Here is a 21097-nt window from a genome sequence, read left to right as displayed (position 1 = left end):
AACTTTGATAAAATTTCGGTAAAAATAGCTCAACATCACATTTGGATTGACTTTAACATTAAAAATTCATAAAAATTTTATGGATTAACATTTTTTTGTAAGGAAAGGTATAGATTAAATAACACAAATAAGGTCAACACGCTAAAAAACGTAAACGACAACTGGGGTAAACTAAAGCCCAAAAACGTCCAATCAATCACCGCACATTCGCCCGAGCCTGTGAATACTTCTTTAAACACTTGGGCAATGGGCAGGGTATCCATCCAATAATTTAGCCCCGGCCCACACGCAGGCACTTCATCAGGTGGCAAGTTTTGTAACCAAATATGCCGACCTGCCACACCAACCGACCACAAAATACTGACTAATGCCAATATCATGAGTGTTACTTTTGCCCAGCGTTTTTGTGGGTTGCCAATCACTGCCAAAAATGCAAAAACCCCCATGCCAATCAAACCAACACGCTGAAAAATACACAACGGACATGGGTCAAGCCCGACGACTTTTTGTAAATAATAAGCAAATGCCATACCCACAACGCTACCGAGGATAAGCAAAGCTGAAACGCTACGATAGCTAAAAATGCGATACAAAAAGTTGGATTGTTTCATAAGAACCTTTTAACAGACAATGTGTTTTTTATAAAATTTTTTATCATCATCAACGATATTGTTGCACAAATTCATAAAAACTCACGTTATCTTGTTGTTCAAGTTTGGTTTGTTCTTGGATAGAGTTTTTGGCAAGTTGTTGATAATATTTATCTTTTTCGCAACCTAGACTTTGACTGCGTAATAGTTTGGCGTGCTGTTCGGCTAAGGCTTTACCAAATTGCCACGTACTGCCATAATGTTCGGTATCTTGCAAAACTTGTGCCGATAAGGTAAAGTCAGGATTTTGGGCTTTGCCAAACATCAAGGTTAAAGCGTTGCGGTAGTCGTTATTACCATATACGCCGTCTAGCAGTTCAGCAAGTGGTAGCATGGCATTTAAATGCTCGCTAATCCAGTCGCTAAAGAGCATTTCACCGTCTTTGACTTGGATAGTTAAAGCACTGTCACGTCCTTGGTTAACGATTTTTTCTTGGTTTTGGCTGATAAGTTGTTCTTCATCGGGGAATAATTCTGGACTTTCGTTGACTAAACAGTACAACGCCAAAATTTCCATAAAACACGCCGTGGATAAGCGAATACCAATGTCGCTATACGGGTCAAGGTCAATGGCACGAAACTCAATGTAGGCAATGCCACGATTTGCCAAGGCATCGCTTGGATTTTCGCCTGATTTTATGACTTGTTTTGGACGAATTGGGCTGTAATATTCGTTTTCAATTTGCAAAATATGGTCGTTAATTTGAATGGGGTTGCCGTTTTCATCATCCATTCCCAACGCTTGAAAGCTCGCATTTGGTGTGTGAATGGCTTGGCGTAAGCCTTGAATATATTCAGGCAAATTATTATAACGAATATCCAAGTCATCCTGCACGCTGTTTTGATAACCGAGCTTGCCCATGCGTAAGGACGTAGCATTTGGCAAATAATAAGTTGAATCATTTAAGGCCTGCAAATGATGTTCACGCCCTGTCAAAAAGCACTTGCACACACTCGGACTTGCCCCTAGCAAATAGAGTACCAAACTGCTTAAACGTTTAAAATTGCGAATAAGTGCCAAATATTTGTCATTTTTAAAATCAGTCAATGATTGTTGGTTATTCTCAGCCGATTGCCATTGCTCAAACAACCCATCCCCAAATGACAAGTTATAATGCAAGCCTGCAATCGTCTGCATTCGCCGACCGTAACGAATGCCCAGACCATGACGATAGAGCGTTTTGAGCTTGCCAATATTTGATGTGCCATAATCCGCCAACGCAATCTCATTATCATTATCCGACAACATACACGGCATAGAAAGTGGCCAAAATAGTTCGTCATTTTGCAACGATTGCTGCACCACAATGTGCAAATCTCGGAGCATGGCAAGGGCTTTTTTTGGGCTGTCTTGCGGTTCGGTAATCAATTCTAATAGGCTTTCGGCGTAATCAGTGGTAATCAGCGGATGCGTTAATTTTGAGCCTAAAGCACTCGGATGTGGCGAGCTTGCGATATACCCTTGGGGGTTCATGCGTAAGCCTTCTTTTTCAATGCCACGGAGCATTCCTGTTAAATGCTCGCTAGTTAGCCATTTTGGTAGTGGTGCGTGAAAAGCAGAAATTGTCATGGATATTCCTAAAACCAACTAAAAATAGCGATATTATACAACAATTGGCAAAAATAAATAGTGGCGATTGGTAAACAGGATTGGAAATAGGTTATGTCAAAAGTAAAACCCAAAACGAATTTTGGGTTTATTTTTTTATTTTTGGTTAAATTTTAGGCGAGATTTGCAAAATCTACTAAACAATCTCGGTTGATGTCTTTGATAGATTGTGAACTGGTTAAAGTCATGGCGACACGCATTTCTTTTTCAAACAAATTTAATAAATTAGTAACGCCCGCTTCGCCGTCTGTCGCCAAAGCATAGACAAACGCACGCCCAATCATACACAAATCCGCCCCCAATGCTAGCATTCGCACCACATCAAGCCCATTACGAATACCAGAATCTACCAAGATTTTGATATCATCTTTTACCGCATCGGCAATAGATGGCAATGCTCGGCAGGTGGATAACACGCCGTCTAATTGACGACCGCCGTGATTAGACACGACAATACCGTCCGCCCCAAAACTGACCGCATCTTTGGCATCTTTGGGGTCTAAAATACCCTTAATTACCATTGGACCGTCCCAAAAATCCCGAATCCATTCTAAATCTTTCCAAGAGATAGATGGGTCAAAATTTTCGCCCAAATAACCCATATAATCTTCAAGCCCAATCGCTTTACCAAAATATTTGGAAATATTACCCAAATCGTGCGGTTTACCCATTAAGCCCACATTCCACGCCCAATGAGGCTTGGTCATCGCTTGTAAATATCGGCGGATATTGGCATTAGGTCCGCTCATACCAGAGTGCATATCACGATATCTTGCCCCTGGCACTGGCATATCCACGGTAAAAACAAGTGTAGAGCAGCCCGCATTTTTGGCACGCTCTAACACATTTTGCATAAAACCACGGTCTTTTAACACATAAAGCTGAAACCACATCGGACGATTAATAGCAGGCACAACTTCTTCAATGGGGCATACTGATACAGTAGACAGCGTAAAGGGTAAGCCTTTTTTGTCAGCTGCGCGTGCCGCTTGCACTTCGCCACGCTTGGCATACATACCTGTCAAACCCACAGGCGACAAGGCAAGTGGCATAGACAACTTTTCGCCAAAAATCTCGGTGGACAAATCAAGCTGGCTCATATCTTTTAGCACACGCTGACGCAAGGCAATGTCAGACAAATCCGACACATTGCGTCCTAGCGTGTATTCACTATACGCACCGCCGTCAATATAATCAAACAAAAATCTAGGCAGTCTTTGGCGTGCACCTTCTCGGTAGTCATTGGCAGAAGCAATAATCATAAAAATCCTTATTAAAAGATACAGATATGCTATTGTAACAAATATTTGCTAAAAAACCTATAAATTATTTAAGGCATCTATTGTAATAATTTTGAAATTAAAATCCAGTTCAAGGTAGGGTAAATCTTTATTTGCTCAAATTTATAGCCAGTCTAGCAGATAATTTTTATTTTTTGCAAAATTTTTAAAAAAGTTGTAAGGTTTTGCAAAAAAACACGACTAATACTTGACCAAACAATTTGGTTTGGTTTTTAACGCCCACTTTAGATTCATTCTTTAAAATATTCATAGGAAACTGTTATGAAAAAATTAGCAAAAACTGCCCTAGTTGGCTCATTGGTTGTCGCAGGCGTAAGTCCATTTGCCATGAATGCGATGGCACAAGGCTATCAAAACACAACCGCTCAATGTAACAAAACCGATAAAGCCTGTATCGCCAAAGCCAAAAAAGCAACCAAAAAAGCCGAGGCCAAATGCGGCGAAGCTAAATGCGGTGGCGTAGCCAAAGCCCCAGTTAGCAAAAAAGCCGAAGCTAAATGTGGCGAAGCTAAATGCGGTGGCACAGCTTTACCTACTGCTAAAAAAGCCGAAGCCAAGTGTGGCGAAGCTAAATGCGGTGGTGCTAGATAATCTGCTAGCCAACAATTTAAATTAAATAATTAAAAAATAGTTGGCAAAAAATTTAGTCAAATCAAGCAAGTTCTTTTATTGGTTTGGCTAAATTGTTTTAATACACTGTTGGCTTTAACCACTCGTGTTTATTACTTGTTTTTTTATTACTTTTTTTCAAAATTTATTGCTTTAAATTTACTAAGGCTGTTTTTATCAATTTTTTGAGATTAATATGACAAATCGTCTTTTAAAAGGTGCAGGCTTAGGCTTTCGCCGTGAACTTTGCCAAGATATGCAAACACACGATTTATCAGCGATTGATTTTTTTGAAGTGTCGCCTGAAAATTGGCTTAATTCGGCAGGACAAATGGGCGGGCAGTATCACAAACTACTCAAATCCTATACCGAGCGATTTGCTTTTATTTGTCACGGTTTGTCTTTGTCAATCGGCAGTAGTGCCAAATTGGATATTGATTTATTAAAAAATACCAAAAAGTTTATGCAAGAACACGGTATGCAGTTATATACTGAGCATTTGGCGTGGACATCTGATGACAAGGGACATTTGTATGATTTGTTGCCTATTCCTTGTACCAACGATGCGGTCAAATGGACAGCCAATCGCATAAAACAAGCCCAAGATATTATGGGTATGCAAATTGGTTTTGAAAACGCCAGTTATTATTACACGCCACCAGACAGTGATATGTCCGACAGCGAATTTATCAGTGCTGTGGTCAAAGAAGCCGATTGCTTATTGCATTTGGATATCAATAATATTTATGTCAATAGCCAAAATTTTGGCTTTGACCCCGTTGCCTATTTACACCAGTTGCCACTAGAAAAAGTATGTTATATGCACATTGCAGGGCATTATGTGGCAGAAGACGGTTTTATTATAGACACGCACGGCAATAATGTCATAGAACCTGTTTGGCAGTTATTGGACGAAGCCTATCGCGAGATTTACTATCGTACAGGCAAAAAAGCCACCGACATTCCCACTTGTTTGGAGCGAGATTTTAATTTTCCTGCCCTAGATGAATTATTGACAGAGATTGATATGATTCACCATGCTCAAAAAAATGCTTGTCAATCTTTAAATCCAAACAAACAACAGTTATCTGCCTGATTTTAAAATGATAAAAAGCAATGATAATGACTTTATTTGAAAAAAATCGCACAGTTAATAGTCATAAACCGCCTTATTCTTTGCAAAAATTTCAATTGCAATTTGGCGATTATTTGCGTTCTCAATCTGCTAGCGATACTATCCCCCACAAGGTTGGCAAAATTTACCAAGACTTGATTTTTAACAATATGTCTGGTTTTTTAAATCAATGCTTTCCCGTTTGTCGGGCAATATTGGGCGACAACTTCAAACCCTTATCGTTGTATTTTTTTCAATGTTATCCAACACATTCGCCATATTTTAGTGAAATTCCAATGCAATTTGTGGATTTTTTATCAAAACTAAACGATGGCAACGATAGTGATTGGCATAATGCAATAACACTTCAAAAAAGTGATATTGATTTTGTGCCTGATTATTTGCCCGAGCTTGCCCATTATGAATGGCTAGAACTGTATGTAGACACCCTGCCAAATACAACGCCAAAGGTCATTATTAACAGCAACAATTCGTACGCTTTAAATCATAGTGTACAAAATCATCACTATCATTATCCTGTACATACCATTAGCGTGGATAATAGCGATATTGAACCGTCTGATGCTTTTTTGGTGGTCTTAAAAGACAATAATGACAAAATAGAATTTATCCAAATTAATGCTTTGACCCATTTACTCATTGATTTTATGCAAAATAGTGAACAAACATATTCATCTAATGAACAACTAATGCGTGATTTTGGTCAATCTATTGATTATGACAATATTGACGAGCTTTTGGCATATACTGATGATTTATTTGCGTTATTAGTTAGCCAATCTGTGTTAATTCAAATGACATAAATTAGCCCAATTAGTGTTTTATAAAAAAGAGTTTTTATGCAAAAAATTATCCATACTTATGATAGATTTATCCATAAATTAAAATCGCTTGATTTTACCTTACTGCTTGCTTTGCGTATTTATTTGGCACCGATTTTTATTGTTGCAGGACTCAATAAATTAAACAGCTTTAATGCAACCAGTGAATGGCTTGGCAATAGCGACTGGGGGCTTGGACTGCCTTTTGCACCTTTGATGACAGCATTGGTGATTTTTGCCGAACTTATTGGTGGATTTGCTTTGCTATTTGGAGTCTTTACACGCTTGTTTAGTATTATGCTAATCATTACAATGGCAGTGGCAGGCTGGACAGTGCATTTAAAAAATGGTTGGTTTGCCATTGCATCTAGTGAAGCCAGCACAAGCACTGCCTTATTTTGGTCAAAATTGGGTTTTGGCAGTGCTGATGACAGTCTAAATAACGCCCAAGAAGTTGCATTAAGATTGGAAAAGGCTCGTGAGATTTTGCAAGAACACGGTAATTACGAGTGGCTTACCGATATGGGTAATTTTGTGATTTTAAATAATGGCGTGGAATTTGCGGTAACTTATTTGATTATGCTATTGCCTTTATTGTTTTATGGAGCGGGTAACTATGTCAGCGTGGATTATTTTTTAAAAAGTAAGTTTTTAAAATAGAAAAAAGGCAAAAGCATGAATGAGGATTATCAAGTATTTATTCAGTTGTTATCAAAAAATAACACCGCCAATCAGACACATCACTCACTTAACGACCAATATTTAGCCGATTTGTACAAGCAATTACTTGCCTTTGCCAATAATCAATTAAATGATAAAAGCCTTGCCCAAGATGTCGTCCAAGAGTGCGTGATATCAGCGATGCAATACGCCAAAAATTTTAAAGGTAATTCGGCTTTTAAAAGTTGGGTTTTTGCCATTTTAAAGCATAAGATTGCCGATTGCCTACGAAAAAACACGCCGTATATTACGATGAGTGAGCTTGATGATGGCGATGGCGATATTGTTGATTTGGTGTTTTCTGATGCAGGCAGCTGGCAGAAGGACTATGCACCAAAAGTCTTTGATCATTCATGGTGCGACCCAGAAACGCAAGTCCATAACCAGCATTTTTGGCAGGTTCTGGAGTATTGCTTGACGCATTTGGCAGGCGAGCAGGCACGAGTTTTTTTGATGAAAGAGTATTTGGATTTAGACAGTGATGAAATTTGCCAAAACTGCCAAATCAGTAAACAAAATTATTATGTACTCATGCACCGAGCCAGAGTTAGCTTGCAAGTGTGTCTAAATCGCCATTGGTTTAATGAATAGGAACATAACATCATGAAAAACTGTGAACAAATCAGTAAGTTGGCGATCTTATCTTTGGAGCAGCCATTGACTTGGCAACAAAAAATGCAACTTCAAACCCATCTTTTGTTGTGCAGACATTGCCGTGCTTTTGACAAAAACAACAAAATCTTGTCGCAGATACTAAAAACCTATCATCAGCAAGATGATAAATCTACTCAGCATACTACATATTCATAAGTCATACGATTATTGATATCAAAAACCACCAACATCTAAAATCTTTTTTGAGAATTTTAGGTGTTGGTTTAATGGGTTTAAGTCATCTTTTTAGTTGATGATATTTTTTGCAAAATGCGGTAATTGGCAAAGGTTGTTTATACTAAATAACGGGCATAAACTGACGATTAAGGCTTGGCTGGTTTTAAAGATTTATCTTATTTTGGTATTTTTTGTATTGTTAACAATTTAATTATTTGCAAAATTATTTGGTAAGATATTGAATAATGTATTGGTAATATGATAATATTTATCAATTTAAATTGTCTTTTGCAAGATGTGAGAAATTCTTTTAAAATAATTACAAAGTAAAAAATACTTTAAAAGTTATCAATAACCTTAATCAATACAAGCTAATTTTTTAAACAAGGAGCGTTTTATGCTTACCTTTTTGGCATTGTTGCCAATTCTCATCGTACTTGTGCTACTGGTTATCATGCGTCTGCCTGCCAAAATTGCGATGGCGGTGACTTATTTGGTAACAGCTGGGCTTGCGGTTTTTGTATGGCAAGCAGATATCAATCAAGTAATGGCCGCGAGTGCCAAAGGCGTGATTACCGCCATCTCTGTGCTATTTATCGTCTTTAGTGCAATCTTACTACTTAATACCGTAAAAGAAAGTGGTGCAATTTTGGCCATCCGTAAAGGCTTTATGGATATTTCGCCTGACCGCCGTATTCAGGTGATTATCGTGGCGTGGCTGTTTGGCTGTTTGATTGAAGGAGCGTCAGGCTGGGGAACGCCGTCTGCGGTTGGTGCACCTTTATTGTTTGCCTTGGGTTTTCCCGCAATGGCATCGGTTATGGCAATGCTTATTATCCAGTCCACGCCTGTATCTTATGGTGCGGTCGGCACCCCACTGCTTATCGGCGTCAAAAACGGCTTAGACGGCAAAGAAGATTTACTTACCAGTATCGCACCTAGCACCTTAGACGATTATATCTTACAAACAACTGCCAATGTCGGTATGTTTCATGCGATAATCGGCTTTTTGATTCCGCTGATTTTGTGTTGTTTTTTAACACGCTTTTTTGGCGAAAAACGCTCTTTTAAACAAGGACTTGAAGTTGCACCATTTGCGATTTTTGCAGGGCTTGCCTTTACCATTCCTTATTTTTTGGTTGCCAAGTTTTTAGGCCCAGAATTTCCGTCATTGGTTGGCGGTTTTATTGGTTTGGCGATTGTTGTGCCTGCTGCCAAAAGTGGGTTTTTGCAACCCAAAAATATCTTTGATTTTCCAGAAAAGTCAAAATGGGCGGATAATTGGATGGGCGATATTCAGCATGACAAACACGATGAAAGCACGCCACCAAAATTTAGCTTGTTACGCTCGTTTTCACCGTATTTGATTGTCATTATTTTACTTATTGTAACGCGTGTGCCTGCATTGGGACTAAAAGGCTTGTTAAGTGGCGATGCTTTGACCATAAAATTTAACAATCTGTTTGGTACAGCTATCAGCCACAAAGAGTCGCTTTTGTACTCGCCTGCCAGCGTGCTGTTATTAACCTCATTGATTTGCATTGTACTGTTTGGTATGAATAGCACACAGGTCAAAAAAAGCTGGTCAGTGTCTGCCAAAACAATGGTTGCCGCTGCCCCTGCCCTACTTTGCTCGATTCCTATGGTGCAAGTATTTATCAATTCTGCCTCTGCCCCTGATGTGGCAAACGCCATGCCTGCTATGCCGATTGTACTGGCACAAAGTGCCGCCAACGCTTTTGGTAACAGCTGGCCGATGTTTGCCTCCACCATTGGTGCATTAGGTGCATTTATTGCAGGCTCAAATACGGTAAGTAACATGATGTTTGCCTATTTTCAATGGTCAACCGCCACTCAAATCGGTCTTGATACCGCCATGGCAAGTAAAGTTGTTGCTCTGCAAGCGGTTGGTGGTGCAGCAGGCAATATGGTTTCTGTACACAATGTGGTCTCAGCCGCAGCGGTGGTCGGTTTGATTAACCGTGAAGGGGCAATCATTCGCATGACTTTGATTACTATGAGTTATTATGTGATACAGGCAGGACTGCTTGGCATGGCATTTGTTTTAAATCCTATGTGGTTTATTGCCGCTTTGATTTGGCCATTTGTATTCTTTGGTGGTATGTCAATGTTAGATAAAAAATAAGTTTCAACTTATAAAAGTAAAAAAGTAGCTCAAGTGGCTACTTTTTTATGGGTTAAAATTTTAAAAATTTAGACCATAAAAAAGCCACTTAATCAACTAAGTGGCTTTTTAGAATTTGGAGCGGGAAACGAGATTCGAACTCGCGACCCCGACCTTGGCAAGGTCGTGCTCTACCAACTGAGCTATTCCCGCATTTGAGTTTTTAACAACTTAAACATTTTTTATGCTTGTTTATCGCGTCGTTGTGGTGCATATTATAAGGATTTTTGAAACCGAGTCAAGCACTTTTTTTAACTTTTTTATAAATTTTTTCAAATATTTTACAAGCTTCTGATTTTAAATAAAATTTATTTTAAAAAAATGATTTCTCTTTACGTTTTTTATTTATCCATTATTCGACAACCACAAACTCTCATCGCTATCGGCATAAAATTCCTGCTTCCACACAGGAATATCAGCTTTAATCGCATCTAATAGCCAGCGACACGCATCAAAGGCAGGGTAACGATGATGAGCGGTCACGCCAATCCACACCGCCATATCGCCTACATTTAAATCACCAATACGATGGATGGCGACGGCGTGTTCAATGTCAAATTGTTGTTTGGCTTCATCAATGAGTTTTTTGCCTTGATTAATGGCGAGTTTTTCATAACCATAATAGGTCAAATGCGTGACGGGGCGCTTGTTGTTGTGATTACGTACCCAGCCTTCAAAGGTCGCTAACGCTCCACAGTTGGCATTGAGCAGTGCCATTTTTAGCCGTCTGTCATCAATCTGCTTATCAAGTAAAGCAAAGCCGTCCGTGATAGCGGTAAAGTAAGCCTCATCTTCGGTTAGATTGATAACTGATGAGCCTTGGTGTAATTTTTTAGAATTTATCACCACTAACCCCCTGCTACAGGTGGAATAAAGGCAACAATATCGCCATCATTAACAGGGGCATTCCAGTCGCTAAATTCATGATTAATCGCCACAGCGATTTTATCTTGAGTGAGGATAAAACCATGTTTTTGGGCTAAATTATTAAAAACTTGGGGTAAAGTTTCATCAGTGACTGTGATAATCTCTTCATCAATGCCTGCGTTATCAGCTAGGCTTGCAAAGTATAAGATATTGATTTTCTTTGTGTTTTTTGGGTTATTACTTGACATAATCAGATTTTCCCCCCGTTTTATTCACAAGGCAAATATCACTAATCACAATATCATGGCTAATCGCCTTGGTCATATCATAAATCGTCAGGCACGCTACCGACACGGCGGTTAGGGCTTCCATTTCCACGCCTGTTTTGTGTGTGACTTTGGCGGTGGCGGTAACATGGATGGCGTGTGTGGTGTCGTCATAATCAAAGCTCATTTTCACCGTATCAAGGGGTAAGGCGTGGCACAGTGGAATGAGTTCGTGGGTTTTTTTGGCTGCCATGATGCCTGCAATGTGGGCGGTAGCGGTGATTGAACCTTTTTTGGTCTGCCCGTCAGAGGATTTGATGGCGGTGTAAACTTGGGGCGGAAAAATTACTTTACCTTGTGCGGTGGCACTGCGTTGTGTGACGGATTTATCGCCAACATCCACCATGGTGATATTGCCGTCGGTGTCCAAATGCGTTAAATTTGGGTGGGTTAAGTTGTGTTGTGTGTCAATTTGTACACTGTTGTTGTATATAACGCTGTCTTGACCTGTAGCTAGCCATGTGGGATTGACTTTAAATAGGTTAGCTAATTCAACGATTTTACTGCTACTTTTAACCTTGCCACTTTCTAATTGACTGTAAGCGGATTGCGTCAGACCATCAATTCGTTGTACAACTTCGTCTTGTGTTAGGTTAGCATTTTTTCTAGCCCGCTTTAAGCGGTCTTTGAGTTCCATATTTTCATCCTTTTTAATGATAATTCTTAAAATACTTTAAAGCCAATTCAAATTCATCAAGCGTATTAAAATTCGCCAAATATCGCCATTCGTTATTCATGCTGATTTTTTGTACTTGCTTATCTTTTAAAAACTTCATCACCGCACGATTATCATTATCCAAATAAGTTTTTAATTCATCAATTAAATTGAGATTGTATAATCCTAACAATGGATAATCTTTACTATCAGTTAAATGATTGTCAGTTAAATAAATCGCTTGTGAATTTGTATTATTTGCCATGAGTTTAAAATACAATTTATCAATACCAATCAAATTATCACAACTAATCACCAATATAAACCCATCATTTAAATGATAATTTTGGCAATAATAAAACGCACTTAACAAACATGATAATGCCCCAGCATTGTTGATATAATCTTGAATAGCAATTACATCTATATCATCAGATAGACTAAAGTTTTTATCATTATCACCAATTAAAATTGGGATATTCTTGTTTAAATTTTTAGCAAGTTTTTTGGCGTGGCGAATGTGATATTGTAATAAATTTTCGCCATTTGGCAAGGGCAATAACGCCTTGGGTGACCCCATTCGGCGAGACTCACCTCCTGCTAAAATTAAAATGGCAGATAAATTAATCATGCGTGGGGTTGACTTTCATTAAATGCGGTACAAAATTACACGGACGAGTGCGATTATCGAGTTGGTCTTTTAAAATTCCTGTCCAACCTGTGCGACACGCCCCTGTTGAGCCAGGCAAGCAGAAAATCGCTGTGCTGTTCGCCATACCTGCCACCGCACGAGATTGGAGTGTACTCATGCCGATTTCATCTTTTGATAATAAGCGGAACATCTCGCCAAAGCCGTCCACGGATTTGTCAAATAACACGCTCACTGCTTCTGGCATATTATCCCGCCCATAAAAGCCTGTGCCACCTGTGCTAATAACGGCGTGAATGTTGGGGTCGGCAATCCAGCGACTAATCACCGCACGAATCTCATAAATATCATCGGTAGTCAAGGCACGCTCGGCTAAATTATGACCTGCGTCCACGATACTATCCGCCAAATATTTACCCGAAGTATCTTCATCAAGCGTGCGAGTGTCCGACACGGTTAAGACGGCAATGTTTAGGGGAATGAATGGTTTTTCAGGTTTTGCTTTTGGGTTGTTCACTTTGTGGCTTTCTGTTGTGTGATTAGGGTCGTTACAAAGTTCGCACATAATGGTTTTCCTTTAAAATGAGTAACAATATTAACCGCCAACTAAAGACAAGTTATTCATCAGTCCACTGTGGCTGTCAAGATAATGATGTTCGGGCTTGATTGGCATAAGATTTTGAACCGCACGGATTAAGCCGTTTGTGTCGTTATTGCTTAAAAACTCACGAATGTCGTAATTTTGACTATCAAAAAGACACAAATGTACCTTGCCAAGACTGCTGACACGCAAGCGGTTACAGCTGTCGCAAAAATTTTTGGCATACGGCTCAATCACACCAATACTGCCCATGTAGTCATCATGAACGTATTCTATCGCAGGACCATCATCATTGTGTTTTTGGCGGATTGTCCAGCCGTTATCAAACAGATAGTTTTTGATGAGCGTGGTGGTTTGGTTTTGAGCAAAAAACAGCTCACTGTTGTCCGATGTCTGCATAAACTCGATAAACCGATAGGTAACAGGGCGATTTTTCACAAAATCCAGAGCAGACATAAGATTATCAAACGCTGTATCCGCCATCAAAATACCGTTCATTTTCAAGGCAATATCGGTCGTCTCCAAAAGTTTATCCACATCTTTTAAAAGTGCGGGTAGCATATCAAAACCTGTGATTTGTCTAAAAATTTCAGCATTAAAACTATCTATACTAAGGTTTAGTTGGGTCAGACCTGCATTTTGCCAAGACTTTAAATGCTTGGCTAATTTATAGCCATTAGAAGATATAGCAACTTTGTGAATATCGTACGATTTGGCAATGGCAATAATGTCCGCTAAATCACGACGTACGGACGGTTCACCGCCTGTGAAACGCACTTTTTTTGTGCCAAGCATGTGAAAACCGTGGATAAGTGTATCAATTTCAGACAGGCTAAGTTCATTATCAGCTCGTTTACCTTGATAGCCATTTGGCAGACAATAATCACAGCGAAAGTTACAAAAATCAGTGACTGACAGACGAAGGTAGGTGAGTTGTCTATGAAATTTATCAATCAAAATAGGGGTATGCGTTTGTTTTTTTAAATCATACCAATTTTTTTGGCTAGGTGACTGACCCGTGCTAACCCGAGTTTCAACGTGGGTCGGTGTGCTGATTGATAAGGTTTTCATAATAGTCTTCGCTAAGCGTTGCCTCGGTGGTGGATGAGCGTTCATTATAAAAGATTTTTTTTGTTAAAAACACTCAACTAACGGCAAAAAGCTACTACTTTAGCAGTAGATTTCGCCACTGAACCAACAAAGCTTTATCAACTAATCCAAAAATTTGCTTTTAAAGGGTGTTTTGATAAAAATTAATGCTTTTTTTGTGTAAATTGATTAAACTACACGCTTTAAAAATTTAACCAATTTAGCTAACCATATGCGAAAAAAATTTCTGATCATCGCCGTTATTTCTATCACGGCGACTGCCTGTGCCACGCCACCGACCCTAGAGCCACGCCCAAAAAATTGGGCAAAACTCATCAAAAAAGACAGCAATTTTTACCAAGTAGATACGCAGTTATTCCGCAGTGAACAATTGTTATCTGAAGATATGAACTTGTTAAAATCACAAGACATCAAGACCATTATCAACTTGCGTTATTTTAACCGAGATGAAAATGAAGAACATTTTGACAATCAAAGTTTTACTTTAATCAACCGACCGTTAAAAACTTGGGCGGTTACCCCAGAGCAACTTGCCAAAATTTTACTAGATATCGATAACCAACAAAAATTGGGTAAAAAAGTGTTAGTGCATTGTTATCATGGTTCTGACCGCACAGGTATTGTGATTGCCATGTATCGGATTATTCAGCAAAACTGGACAATAGAGCAAGCAAAACAAGAGATGCTACAAGGTGGTTACGGCTTTCACAACGTTTGGAAAAATTTGCCTAATCTTTTGACCGAAGACAAAGTCAATCAAGTGCGACAAGCCTATCTTCAACTAAAAAATAGCAATGAACACAATCAAGTAGGTGGCGTGTGAATATCAAACGTTTGTTGGGTGAAACGATTATTTATGGCATTGGGGCGATTTTGCCACGTATCATCACTTTTTTATTAAATCCGTTATATATCAACTATATAGATAAAGAAGCCTTTGCGATTTTTACCAGCTTGTATGCTTGGATAGCCTTTATCAATATTATGCTGACGTTTGGCTTTGAAACGTCCTATTTTCGCTACGCCAGTGAAGACGGTATGCACCAAAAAGTGTTTAACACGTCTTTTTGGTTTGTCACTGGGTTGGCGACTTTGTTTTTGCTAACGGTGTTGTTGTTCAATTATCCGCTTGCCACTTTGCTAGATTATGCAAGCAATCCTGAATATTTGCGGTGGTTTGCGTGGATAGCCTTTTTTGATGCGGTGTGTACCATACCTTTTGCGTGGTTGCGGTTTCACAACAAACCTGTGATGTACTCCGCCATTCGGGTGTCGTCCATTCTCATTCAAACTGTGTTGGTTATCGCCTTATTCCGCTTTGTGCCTATGGATTTTGCCAAAAGTATTGGTTTAAAACAGCAAGTTTCTTACCCATTTTTTAGTAATTTGGTGGCGAGTTTCTCAACTTTTGTCATGTTATTGCCGATTGTTGTTAAAGTAAAATTTGATTTTAGCAAAAATTTATTTAAAAAAATGTTAAGCTATTCTTACCCAGTAATGTTGGCAGGCTTGGCATTTATGGTCAATGAAAATTTTGATAAAATTATACAATACTACACCATTGACAAAGGTGATGCAGGGGCATATGGCGGGGCGTACAAATTAGCCGTACTAATGACCCTGTTTGTTACTGCTTATCGCATGGGGATTGAACCGTTTTTGTTTAAACAAATGAAAAACGCCGATGCCACTAGAACTTACGCCACATTGACCGAATATTTTACTTTGACTGCTTCGGTGGTGGCGTTGGGAATTATTGCCAATATTTCTTGGTTAAAACGGCTATTTATCACGGATAGCAGTTATTGGACAGCGATTGATATTGTGCCGATTATCGTGATTGCCAATTTGTTTTTTGGCATTTATTATAACCTTTCCACTTGGTATAAAGTGACCGACCGTACCAAAATCGGCACGGCAATTTCGTGGTTTGGGGCAGGTTTGACGATTTTATTACACATTTTATTTTTGCAAAAATACGGCTTTATGGTGTCGGCGTGGGTTACGCTCGTGGTGTACGCCAGTATGACGGCGATTTCGTATGTTTTGGGGCAAAAAATGTATCCTATTCCGTATAAAACCAAAAAAATCGGCGGATTTTTGGCAATTTTAATGCTGTTTAGTGTGATAATTGTCAGTGTTTTTGACATGAATTTTTGGTTATCTAATGCTCTATGGTTGATTTATATCGCTTTGGTGTTGTTGGTGGAGCGAGGTTTGTTAAAAGAACTGCTTAGGCGTTAAAAAGCGATAAAATAATCATAGATTTTTGCCTAGATTTTCCCTTATAATAGTAGGGAAAACGATATTTAAACAGGTCAAACAGGTTGTATTGCACAACTGTGAAGATTGATAACCATTCATAATAAGAGAATGTAAAGCATGAAAAAATTAGTTATGTTATCAGCGATGGCAATGCTAAGCTTAGCAGGTGTCGCTGTCAGCCAAGCCGAAACGACTGCCAGTGCTACCGCTTCTAGCGTTGCACCAGCGACCAAAAAAGAAGAAATCCCACAAGACCCACCGCAAGTACAAAAATTGGTTGCTTTATATCCAAACCTAATCGCACGCATCGCCCCCCAAGGCAAAGTGTGCTTTGAAGGTCAAGAATGCGATATCACGATTGCAGCACAGCTCGGGGCTGCCGACCCGAATAATCCACGTGACGGTAAAACCATCTACGAAGGCGTTTGTCATACGTGTCATGCCACAGGTTTGTTAGGTTCACCAAAATTTGGTGATAAAGCAGGTTGGTCAGCTCGTATCGGTAAAGGTACAGCGACATTGCATAGCCATGCGATTAACGGCTTTAATGCCATGCCTCCCAAAGGGGGTAAAGCAGATTTGCTAGATGTCGAAGTGACCAATGCGGTAGATTATATGTTAGATAGTGTTAAATAATTTTTAATTTTAATTAATCAAAAAGTACAAATTTTAGGTTTGTGCTTTTTTTGGCTTGTTAAAATTTTTTGGCTTGTTAAAAATTGGCGATTAAGGTTTGGCTGTTAACGCTTTTTTGGGTCAATATGGCACACACCATTTTCACAATTGGTTTTGGGTTTGCCAAACAATAAGTAAACAATGCGTTTGGGGATTTTGTAGCGATGGCGAGCAAAAATAGGATAAATCCAGCCACTTATTTGCTTGATAACAGGCATCGTTAGCCAAAAAGCAAAAGGTGTATCGGCACTAATGTGCAGCAGTCGCACCGCATCAATGCCTTTGTGCAGTTGTCCATTAGCGTCTTTGACACACAAATAAGTCAGGGTCTCTATTTTGTCAATGCCATAACGATTTAATTCATCAAGAGTAGACAATACAGGCACAGCGATAATTTTATCGGGGCATTTTTGCATTAAGTGGTCAATTTCACTTTGGCAAATGGGGCAATCGCTATCATAATAGACACTAATCATTGTTTATGCTCCGTTTGGGTTTTAAATAAGATGTTAAAGTAGGATAATTAAACTCAAACCCCATATCTAATAAAACTTTTGGATGTACTCTTTGTCCGTTCAGCAGCAGCGTTGCCATTTCTCCCAATAGGGTTTTTAAAACACCACTTGGGGCGACAAAAACAGTCGGACGGTTTAAAAATTTGCCAAGTGCTTGGGTAAATTCACGATTATTGACGCTATTTGGGGCAGTTAAATTATAAATTTGGCGGTGGGGCAAAGTATCACTTAAATTTTTGTCAATAATAAACAACACCGCACGCACCCAATCATCAATGCTAATCCAGCTCATTATTTGTTGTCCATTGCCCAACCTGCCACCCAAGCCTAATTTAAATTGGGGTAATAGCCGTTTTAGCATTCCACCGCCATTTTTGTCCATTACCACGCCTGTGCGAATAATGGCGGTTTTAATAGTACTGGTATTGGCAAGCGTTTCCCATTTTTGACAAAGACGGCTTGCAAAATCATTGCAAATGGGCGTAGTATTTTCGGTTAAAATGCTATCATCATTTAATTTTTGCACGCCATAAAACCCAATCGCCGAACCACTTATCAAAAGTTTGGGTTTGTGATGGCTTTGATGGATAAAATCAATGATTTTTTGGGTGGGAATAAGGCGACTGTCTAATAATGCTTTTTTGCGATTATCGCTCCACCGTTTATCGGCAATGCCCGCCCCTGCCAAATTGATGACAATATCAAAATGTTGCTCTGGCGTTAATTCATCATAAGTTAAAACTTGTACATTTTTATTGGGGATAAATGACTGACGACTGACCCAAAATAGGGTATTTTTGGGATTTTTTAAGAGTTTATTGCTCAAAGCGTTACCCAAAAATCCGCTACCGCCTACGATTAAAATGTTCATAAGCTCTCCTATTAAGCAAACAGTCCTTTAATTGGACAATTTTCATTATTTTTATTTGCCAAAAATGGTACAACCCTATTATTAGCAAGGTGTGGGGCTACTTTATCCAAGCGTTTGGCAAGTTTGGGTAGATTTTGCGTGGGTACAGCAGGAAATAAATGGTGTTCAGCGTGATAAAATAAGTTAAAAGATAAGGCATTTACAATCGGATTTCTTTCGGTGCGACCCACCTCATCGCAATCGTGATGCAATCCCCAAACGGCAATTAATCCTGCACAAGCATTCATGATAAACATTACCACAAATTGATAAATAAAAACGCTATATTGATAATAAAAAATGGCAATGGTTAATAATAAAATCAGTGTGCTTTCTAGGATAATTTTGCGTTTTTCTCTTTTGGGTGCTAAGTTAAAGCCGTGTTTAAATAACCGAATGCGAAACAACAATCCACCAAATAATGCCATTAACCAATTTTTATGTGCCAAATAGCCTTCGGTGTCATTGTCGGATAATGGTTCACGATGATGTAATAAATGGCTATATTTCATACTGTGCAAACTGGTAAATGACACCAAACTAATCAAAAACAATAACACCGTACTCATAAAACGAGAAACACCAAGCGTATGATGATATAAATCGTGTCCTTGCCGATATGCAGTAATGGTAAAAAAGTAAGAAAATATAACAGCAATCAAGTACATTTCTTGATAAGCAAAATACCAAGATAGCCCTAAAAATGGATAAGGCAATAGAATATTATAGGTTTTTTCATAAATTGTTAAATGGCGTAAATCTTGCCATTGTATTTTATTAAGATAATTGGATTTTTTCATATTGATTTCCTATTGTTCAAAATCTTTGGGTAATTTTGGTAAAAATAATTTACCACAAATCATTGCTGATAGTCCGCCAATAAAAAATAATATCAATAAAATTAAATTGACACCAAAATCAAGACTTGCTTCATTCGCCGTTTTTAAAAATATTAAAATTAAGCAAATAAAAATAGTTATTATACCACCTGTTAATAGTAGCGATAGATAATCCTTTTTATTTATAATGATAAATTCTGTCATTGCCAAATAAATGCCTGTAATTAAAGCAGGAATACCACCGACAAATAAACCAACTAACGAAAAACTTAGTAATGATAATAGTAACTCCACAAAAGAGTTTACGGTTAAAATATTTTTATTATTAATAATATCACCAATAATAAATACTAACATAATGCCCAATCCAAAAATAAAACCACCTACCATACCGCCCAATAATGTAAAACCCAAAATAACTTTCTCTTTTGGATAAACAAATTCATTTTGTTTGGTATATTCTAGGATTTCTTTTTTGCTTGGCATTTTGTTATCCTATTTTTCAAAATCTTTGGGTGGTTTTGGTAAAAATAATTTTGCTGTAATAACACTACTTAAACCGCCAATTAATGAAAATATTATCAATACATAATATTCTTTTGAGAAATTATCATAAATTCTACTTGGTAAATATTGAATAGGTAAATCATTAATTAAATCAATGATAATAAAACTAATTATAAAAAATAAAATAAAAAGAAAACAAGATATAACGCCTTTATTAAATATTTTAAGATAATCTTTTTTATTGCAAATATAAGTTTTCGTATTAGCAACCCAAATACCTGTAATAAAAGCTGGGATAATAGCCATAAAAGTAGCGATAACAAAAAATATTGTTAAAATAATAAATCCATAATCATTGATATTTTGAGAATGGATAATTGCAATTATAAATGAGCTAACAAACACCAATAAACAACCAATTAAAGGAGCAATTAATCCATAAGCAAAAATTACTTTTCTGGTAGGATAAGGCTTATTACTTTTCATTTGATCAACCTACTTTAAAAACTTCTGCACAGTTGCCCCAAGTTTTAGGATTTTATTTAAAGTTTTGGTAGAAAGTTTTAGCATTTCATTTACCCAAGTGCTAAGCGTGGCGACAAATTGATGCGTGTCTTTGATGCGTTTTTGTACATTGGTATTTTCTTTGGCAAAGTCATCGCTTTGTATCAGCTCTTCTAAAAACTGCACGGTGGGGGCAAGTTCACGGCGGTAGCGTTCTTGCACGATGGTGCGAGCAAGCGCCCACACATCGGTGCTTGTCGTAAAATAATCACGGCGGTCGCCCAAAATGTGCGTGGTCTGTACCAAGTTTAGGCTTTGAAGCTCTTTGATACTATTAGAAACATTGGAGCGGGCAACCCCAAGGGTCTGCACGATTTCATCGGCATTCATCGGTGTACCTGTGATAAAAAGTAGGGCGTGGATTTGTGCCACGGTGCGATTGACGCCCCATTTGTTGCCCATCTCGCCCCAATGTAGGATAAATTTTTGGGCGGTGGGGGTGAGTTTCATAATTTTTTACCTGTAGTGGCATAATAAACCTAGACAGCTGATAAGAGATTATAATACCCCAAACGGAGGCATAATCTCATGACAAAAGTACGTAAAACATACACACCCGAATTCAAATTAGAAATGATAAAACTCATAGAAGAACAAGGGCAAAAACCAAGTAATGTTGCAACCCAATATGAAATAGCCGAATCCACACTCGAAAACTGGCTAACCCGTTATCGCAGAGAAAAACGAGGCAACCCCATAACCAAAGGCAACGCCCTAACTGAAGAACAACGAGAAATCCAGCGACTAAAAAAA

At 38.4% G+C, this 21097-nt stretch carries 26 protein-coding genes, 1 tRNA gene and 1 pseudogene; 11 read left to right on the top strand and 17 right to left on the bottom strand.

Going from position 1 to position 21097, the window contains the following annotated elements:
* Window positions 1-77: 77 nt before the first annotated feature.
* From A3G3_RS0102745 to lldD, 3 genes are all read right to left on the bottom strand, one after another.
* Window positions 78-611 carry a disulfide bond formation protein B gene (locus A3G3_RS0102745; protein WP_019519017.1) on the bottom strand — a complete coding sequence of 178 codons (534 nt, stop codon included), beginning with the start codon at window positions 609-611 and terminating at the stop codon, window positions 78-80.
* Window positions 612-660: 49 nt separating this feature from the next.
* On the bottom strand, window positions 661-2220 hold the full coding sequence (gene gshA, locus A3G3_RS0102740; RefSeq protein ID WP_019519016.1) for a glutamate--cysteine ligase: 1560 nt from the start codon (window positions 2218-2220) through the stop codon (window positions 661-663).
* Window positions 2221-2372: 152 nt separating this feature from the next.
* Complete coding sequence (gene lldD / locus A3G3_RS0102735) at window positions 2373-3521, bottom strand: FMN-dependent L-lactate dehydrogenase LldD (RefSeq protein WP_019519015.1); 1149 nt, start codon at window positions 3519-3521, stop codon at window positions 2373-2375.
* Window positions 3522-3821: 300 nt separating this feature from the next.
* Between lldD and A3G3_RS13060 the strand changes: the two genes are divergently transcribed.
* From A3G3_RS13060 to A3G3_RS0102695, 7 genes are all read left to right on the top strand, one after another.
* Window positions 3822-4151, top strand: coding sequence for an HvfA family oxazolone/thioamide-modified RiPP metallophore (locus A3G3_RS13060; RefSeq protein ID WP_019519013.1), 330 nt, complete (start codon window positions 3822-3824; stop codon window positions 4149-4151).
* A 214-nt stretch (window positions 4152-4365) separates the two neighbouring features.
* Window positions 4366-5265, top strand: a complete 900-nt coding sequence (locus A3G3_RS0102720; RefSeq protein ID WP_019519012.1) for an HvfB family MNIO-type RiPP peptide maturase — start codon at window positions 4366-4368, stop codon at window positions 5263-5265.
* 26 nt (window positions 5266-5291) lie between these two features.
* Window positions 5292-6107: an HvfC family RiPP maturation protein gene (locus A3G3_RS0102715; RefSeq protein ID WP_019519011.1), complete on the top strand. Its 816-nt coding sequence runs from the start codon at window positions 5292-5294 to the stop codon at window positions 6105-6107.
* 36 nt (window positions 6108-6143) lie between these two features.
* Window positions 6144-6785: an HvfX family Cu-binding RiPP maturation protein gene (locus A3G3_RS0102710; protein WP_019519010.1), complete on the top strand. Its 642-nt coding sequence runs from the start codon at window positions 6144-6146 to the stop codon at window positions 6783-6785.
* A 15-nt stretch (window positions 6786-6800) separates the two neighbouring features.
* Window positions 6801-7436 (top strand): sigma-70 family RNA polymerase sigma factor, encoded by a 636-nt coding sequence (locus A3G3_RS0102705; protein ID WP_019519009.1) that lies wholly within the window; start codon window positions 6801-6803, stop codon window positions 7434-7436.
* A 12-nt stretch (window positions 7437-7448) separates the two neighbouring features.
* Window positions 7449-7655 carry a zf-HC2 domain-containing protein gene (locus tag A3G3_RS0102700; protein ID WP_019519008.1) on the top strand — a complete coding sequence of 69 codons (207 nt, stop codon included), beginning with the start codon at window positions 7449-7451 and terminating at the stop codon, window positions 7653-7655.
* Window positions 7656-8073: 418 nt separating this feature from the next.
* On the top strand, window positions 8074-9822 hold the full coding sequence (locus A3G3_RS0102695; protein WP_019519007.1) for an L-lactate permease: 1749 nt from the start codon (window positions 8074-8076) through the stop codon (window positions 9820-9822).
* A 116-nt stretch (window positions 9823-9938) separates the two neighbouring features.
* On the opposite strand, the gene A3G3_RS0102690 is transcribed toward A3G3_RS0102695, so the two are convergent.
* The 8 genes and pseudogenes from A3G3_RS0102690 to moaA all read right to left on the bottom strand — a co-directional run bounded on the left by A3G3_RS0102690 (window position 9939) and on the right by moaA (window position 14030).
* Window positions 9939-10014, bottom strand: a tRNA-Gly gene (locus tag A3G3_RS0102690).
* Window positions 10015-10206: 192 nt separating this feature from the next.
* On the bottom strand, window positions 10207-10710 hold the full coding sequence (locus A3G3_RS0102685) for a molybdenum cofactor biosynthesis protein MoaE (RefSeq protein WP_019519006.1): 504 nt from the start codon (window positions 10708-10710) through the stop codon (window positions 10207-10209).
* Complete coding sequence (moaD, locus tag A3G3_RS0102680) at window positions 10710-10976, bottom strand: molybdopterin converting factor subunit 1 (protein ID WP_019519005.1); 267 nt, start codon at window positions 10974-10976, stop codon at window positions 10710-10712. Before moaD ends, A3G3_RS0102685 begins: the two co-directional genes overlap by 1 nt.
* Window positions 10966-11466: a cyclic pyranopterin monophosphate synthase MoaC gene (moaC, locus tag A3G3_RS14715; protein WP_026212806.1), complete on the bottom strand. Its 501-nt coding sequence runs from the start codon at window positions 11464-11466 to the stop codon at window positions 10966-10968. Before moaC ends, moaD begins: the two co-directional genes overlap by 11 nt.
* Before the next feature lie 39 nt (window positions 11467-11505).
* Window positions 11506-11691, bottom strand: a pseudogene (locus A3G3_RS14710) (helix-turn-helix domain-containing protein); the annotation flags it as partial.
* Window positions 11692-11704: 13 nt separating this feature from the next.
* Complete coding sequence (gene mobA, locus A3G3_RS0102670) at window positions 11705-12340, bottom strand: molybdenum cofactor guanylyltransferase (RefSeq protein WP_019519003.1); 636 nt, start codon at window positions 12338-12340, stop codon at window positions 11705-11707.
* Window positions 12333-12923 (bottom strand): molybdenum cofactor biosynthesis protein B, encoded by a 591-nt coding sequence (moaB, locus tag A3G3_RS0102665; RefSeq protein ID WP_019519002.1) that lies wholly within the window; start codon window positions 12921-12923, stop codon window positions 12333-12335. Before moaB ends, mobA begins: the two co-directional genes overlap by 8 nt.
* A 30-nt stretch (window positions 12924-12953) precedes the next feature.
* Entirely contained in the window at window positions 12954-14030 is a 1077-nt protein-coding gene (moaA, locus tag A3G3_RS0102660; RefSeq protein WP_019519001.1) for a GTP 3',8-cyclase MoaA, read from the bottom strand.
* A 250-nt stretch (window positions 14031-14280) separates the two neighbouring features.
* Between moaA and A3G3_RS0102655 the strand changes: the two genes are divergently transcribed.
* From A3G3_RS0102655 to A3G3_RS0102645, 3 genes are all read left to right on the top strand, one after another.
* A complete protein-coding gene (locus A3G3_RS0102655) occupies window positions 14281-14892 on the top strand; it encodes a dual specificity protein phosphatase family protein (RefSeq protein ID WP_019519000.1) in 612 nt (203 codons plus the stop codon).
* The gene (locus A3G3_RS0102650) at window positions 14889-16313 is read left to right on the top strand and encodes a lipopolysaccharide biosynthesis protein (protein WP_019518999.1); all 1425 of its coding nucleotides are present in this window, start codon (window positions 14889-14891) and stop codon (window positions 16311-16313) included. Before A3G3_RS0102655 ends, A3G3_RS0102650 begins: the two co-directional genes overlap by 4 nt.
* A gap of 138 nt (window positions 16314-16451) precedes the next feature.
* Window positions 16452-16970, top strand: a complete 519-nt coding sequence (locus A3G3_RS0102645) for a c-type cytochrome (RefSeq protein WP_019518998.1) — start codon at window positions 16452-16454, stop codon at window positions 16968-16970.
* Between the two features lie 104 nt (window positions 16971-17074).
* Here the strand turns inward: A3G3_RS0102645 and A3G3_RS13055 are convergent, their stop codons facing one another.
* Genes A3G3_RS13055 through A3G3_RS0102615 form a run of 6 tightly spaced genes read right to left on the bottom strand, consistent with a single transcriptional unit; the run spans window position 17075 to window position 20794 of the window.
* Complete coding sequence (locus A3G3_RS13055; protein ID WP_019518997.1) at window positions 17075-17485, bottom strand: thiol-disulfide oxidoreductase DCC family protein; 411 nt, start codon at window positions 17483-17485, stop codon at window positions 17075-17077.
* A complete protein-coding gene (locus tag A3G3_RS13050; RefSeq protein WP_019518996.1) occupies window positions 17478-18395 on the bottom strand; it encodes a TIGR01777 family oxidoreductase in 918 nt (305 codons plus the stop codon). Before A3G3_RS13050 ends, A3G3_RS13055 begins: the two co-directional genes overlap by 8 nt.
* Before the next feature lie 11 nt (window positions 18396-18406).
* Window positions 18407-19234, bottom strand: coding sequence for a fatty acid desaturase family protein (locus tag A3G3_RS13045; protein ID WP_019518995.1), 828 nt, complete (start codon window positions 19232-19234; stop codon window positions 18407-18409).
* A gap of 9 nt (window positions 19235-19243) precedes the next feature.
* Window positions 19244-19759, bottom strand: coding sequence for a hypothetical protein (locus A3G3_RS0102625; RefSeq protein ID WP_019518994.1), 516 nt, complete (start codon window positions 19757-19759; stop codon window positions 19244-19246).
* A 9-nt stretch (window positions 19760-19768) separates the two neighbouring features.
* The gene (locus A3G3_RS0102620) at window positions 19769-20266 is read right to left on the bottom strand and encodes a hypothetical protein (protein ID WP_019518993.1); all 498 of its coding nucleotides are present in this window, start codon (window positions 20264-20266) and stop codon (window positions 19769-19771) included.
* A 9-nt stretch (window positions 20267-20275) separates the two neighbouring features.
* Window positions 20276-20794 carry a GbsR/MarR family transcriptional regulator gene (locus A3G3_RS0102615; protein WP_019518992.1) on the bottom strand — a complete coding sequence of 173 codons (519 nt, stop codon included), beginning with the start codon at window positions 20792-20794 and terminating at the stop codon, window positions 20276-20278.
* Window positions 20795-20872: 78 nt separating this feature from the next.
* On the opposite strand from A3G3_RS0102615, the gene A3G3_RS0102610 reads away from it, so the two are divergent.
* The coding region (locus tag A3G3_RS0102610) for a transposase (RefSeq protein WP_019518991.1) at window positions 20873-21097 on the top strand (225 nt) is incomplete at its 3' end.

The organism is Moraxella boevrei DSM 14165 (assembly GCF_000379845.1).
Classification (GTDB): Bacteria; Pseudomonadota; Gammaproteobacteria; order Pseudomonadales; family Moraxellaceae; genus Faucicola; species Faucicola boevrei.
The sequence above is the reverse complement of the archived record's forward strand: the minus strand, read 5'-3'. Positions and strand labels throughout refer to the sequence as shown.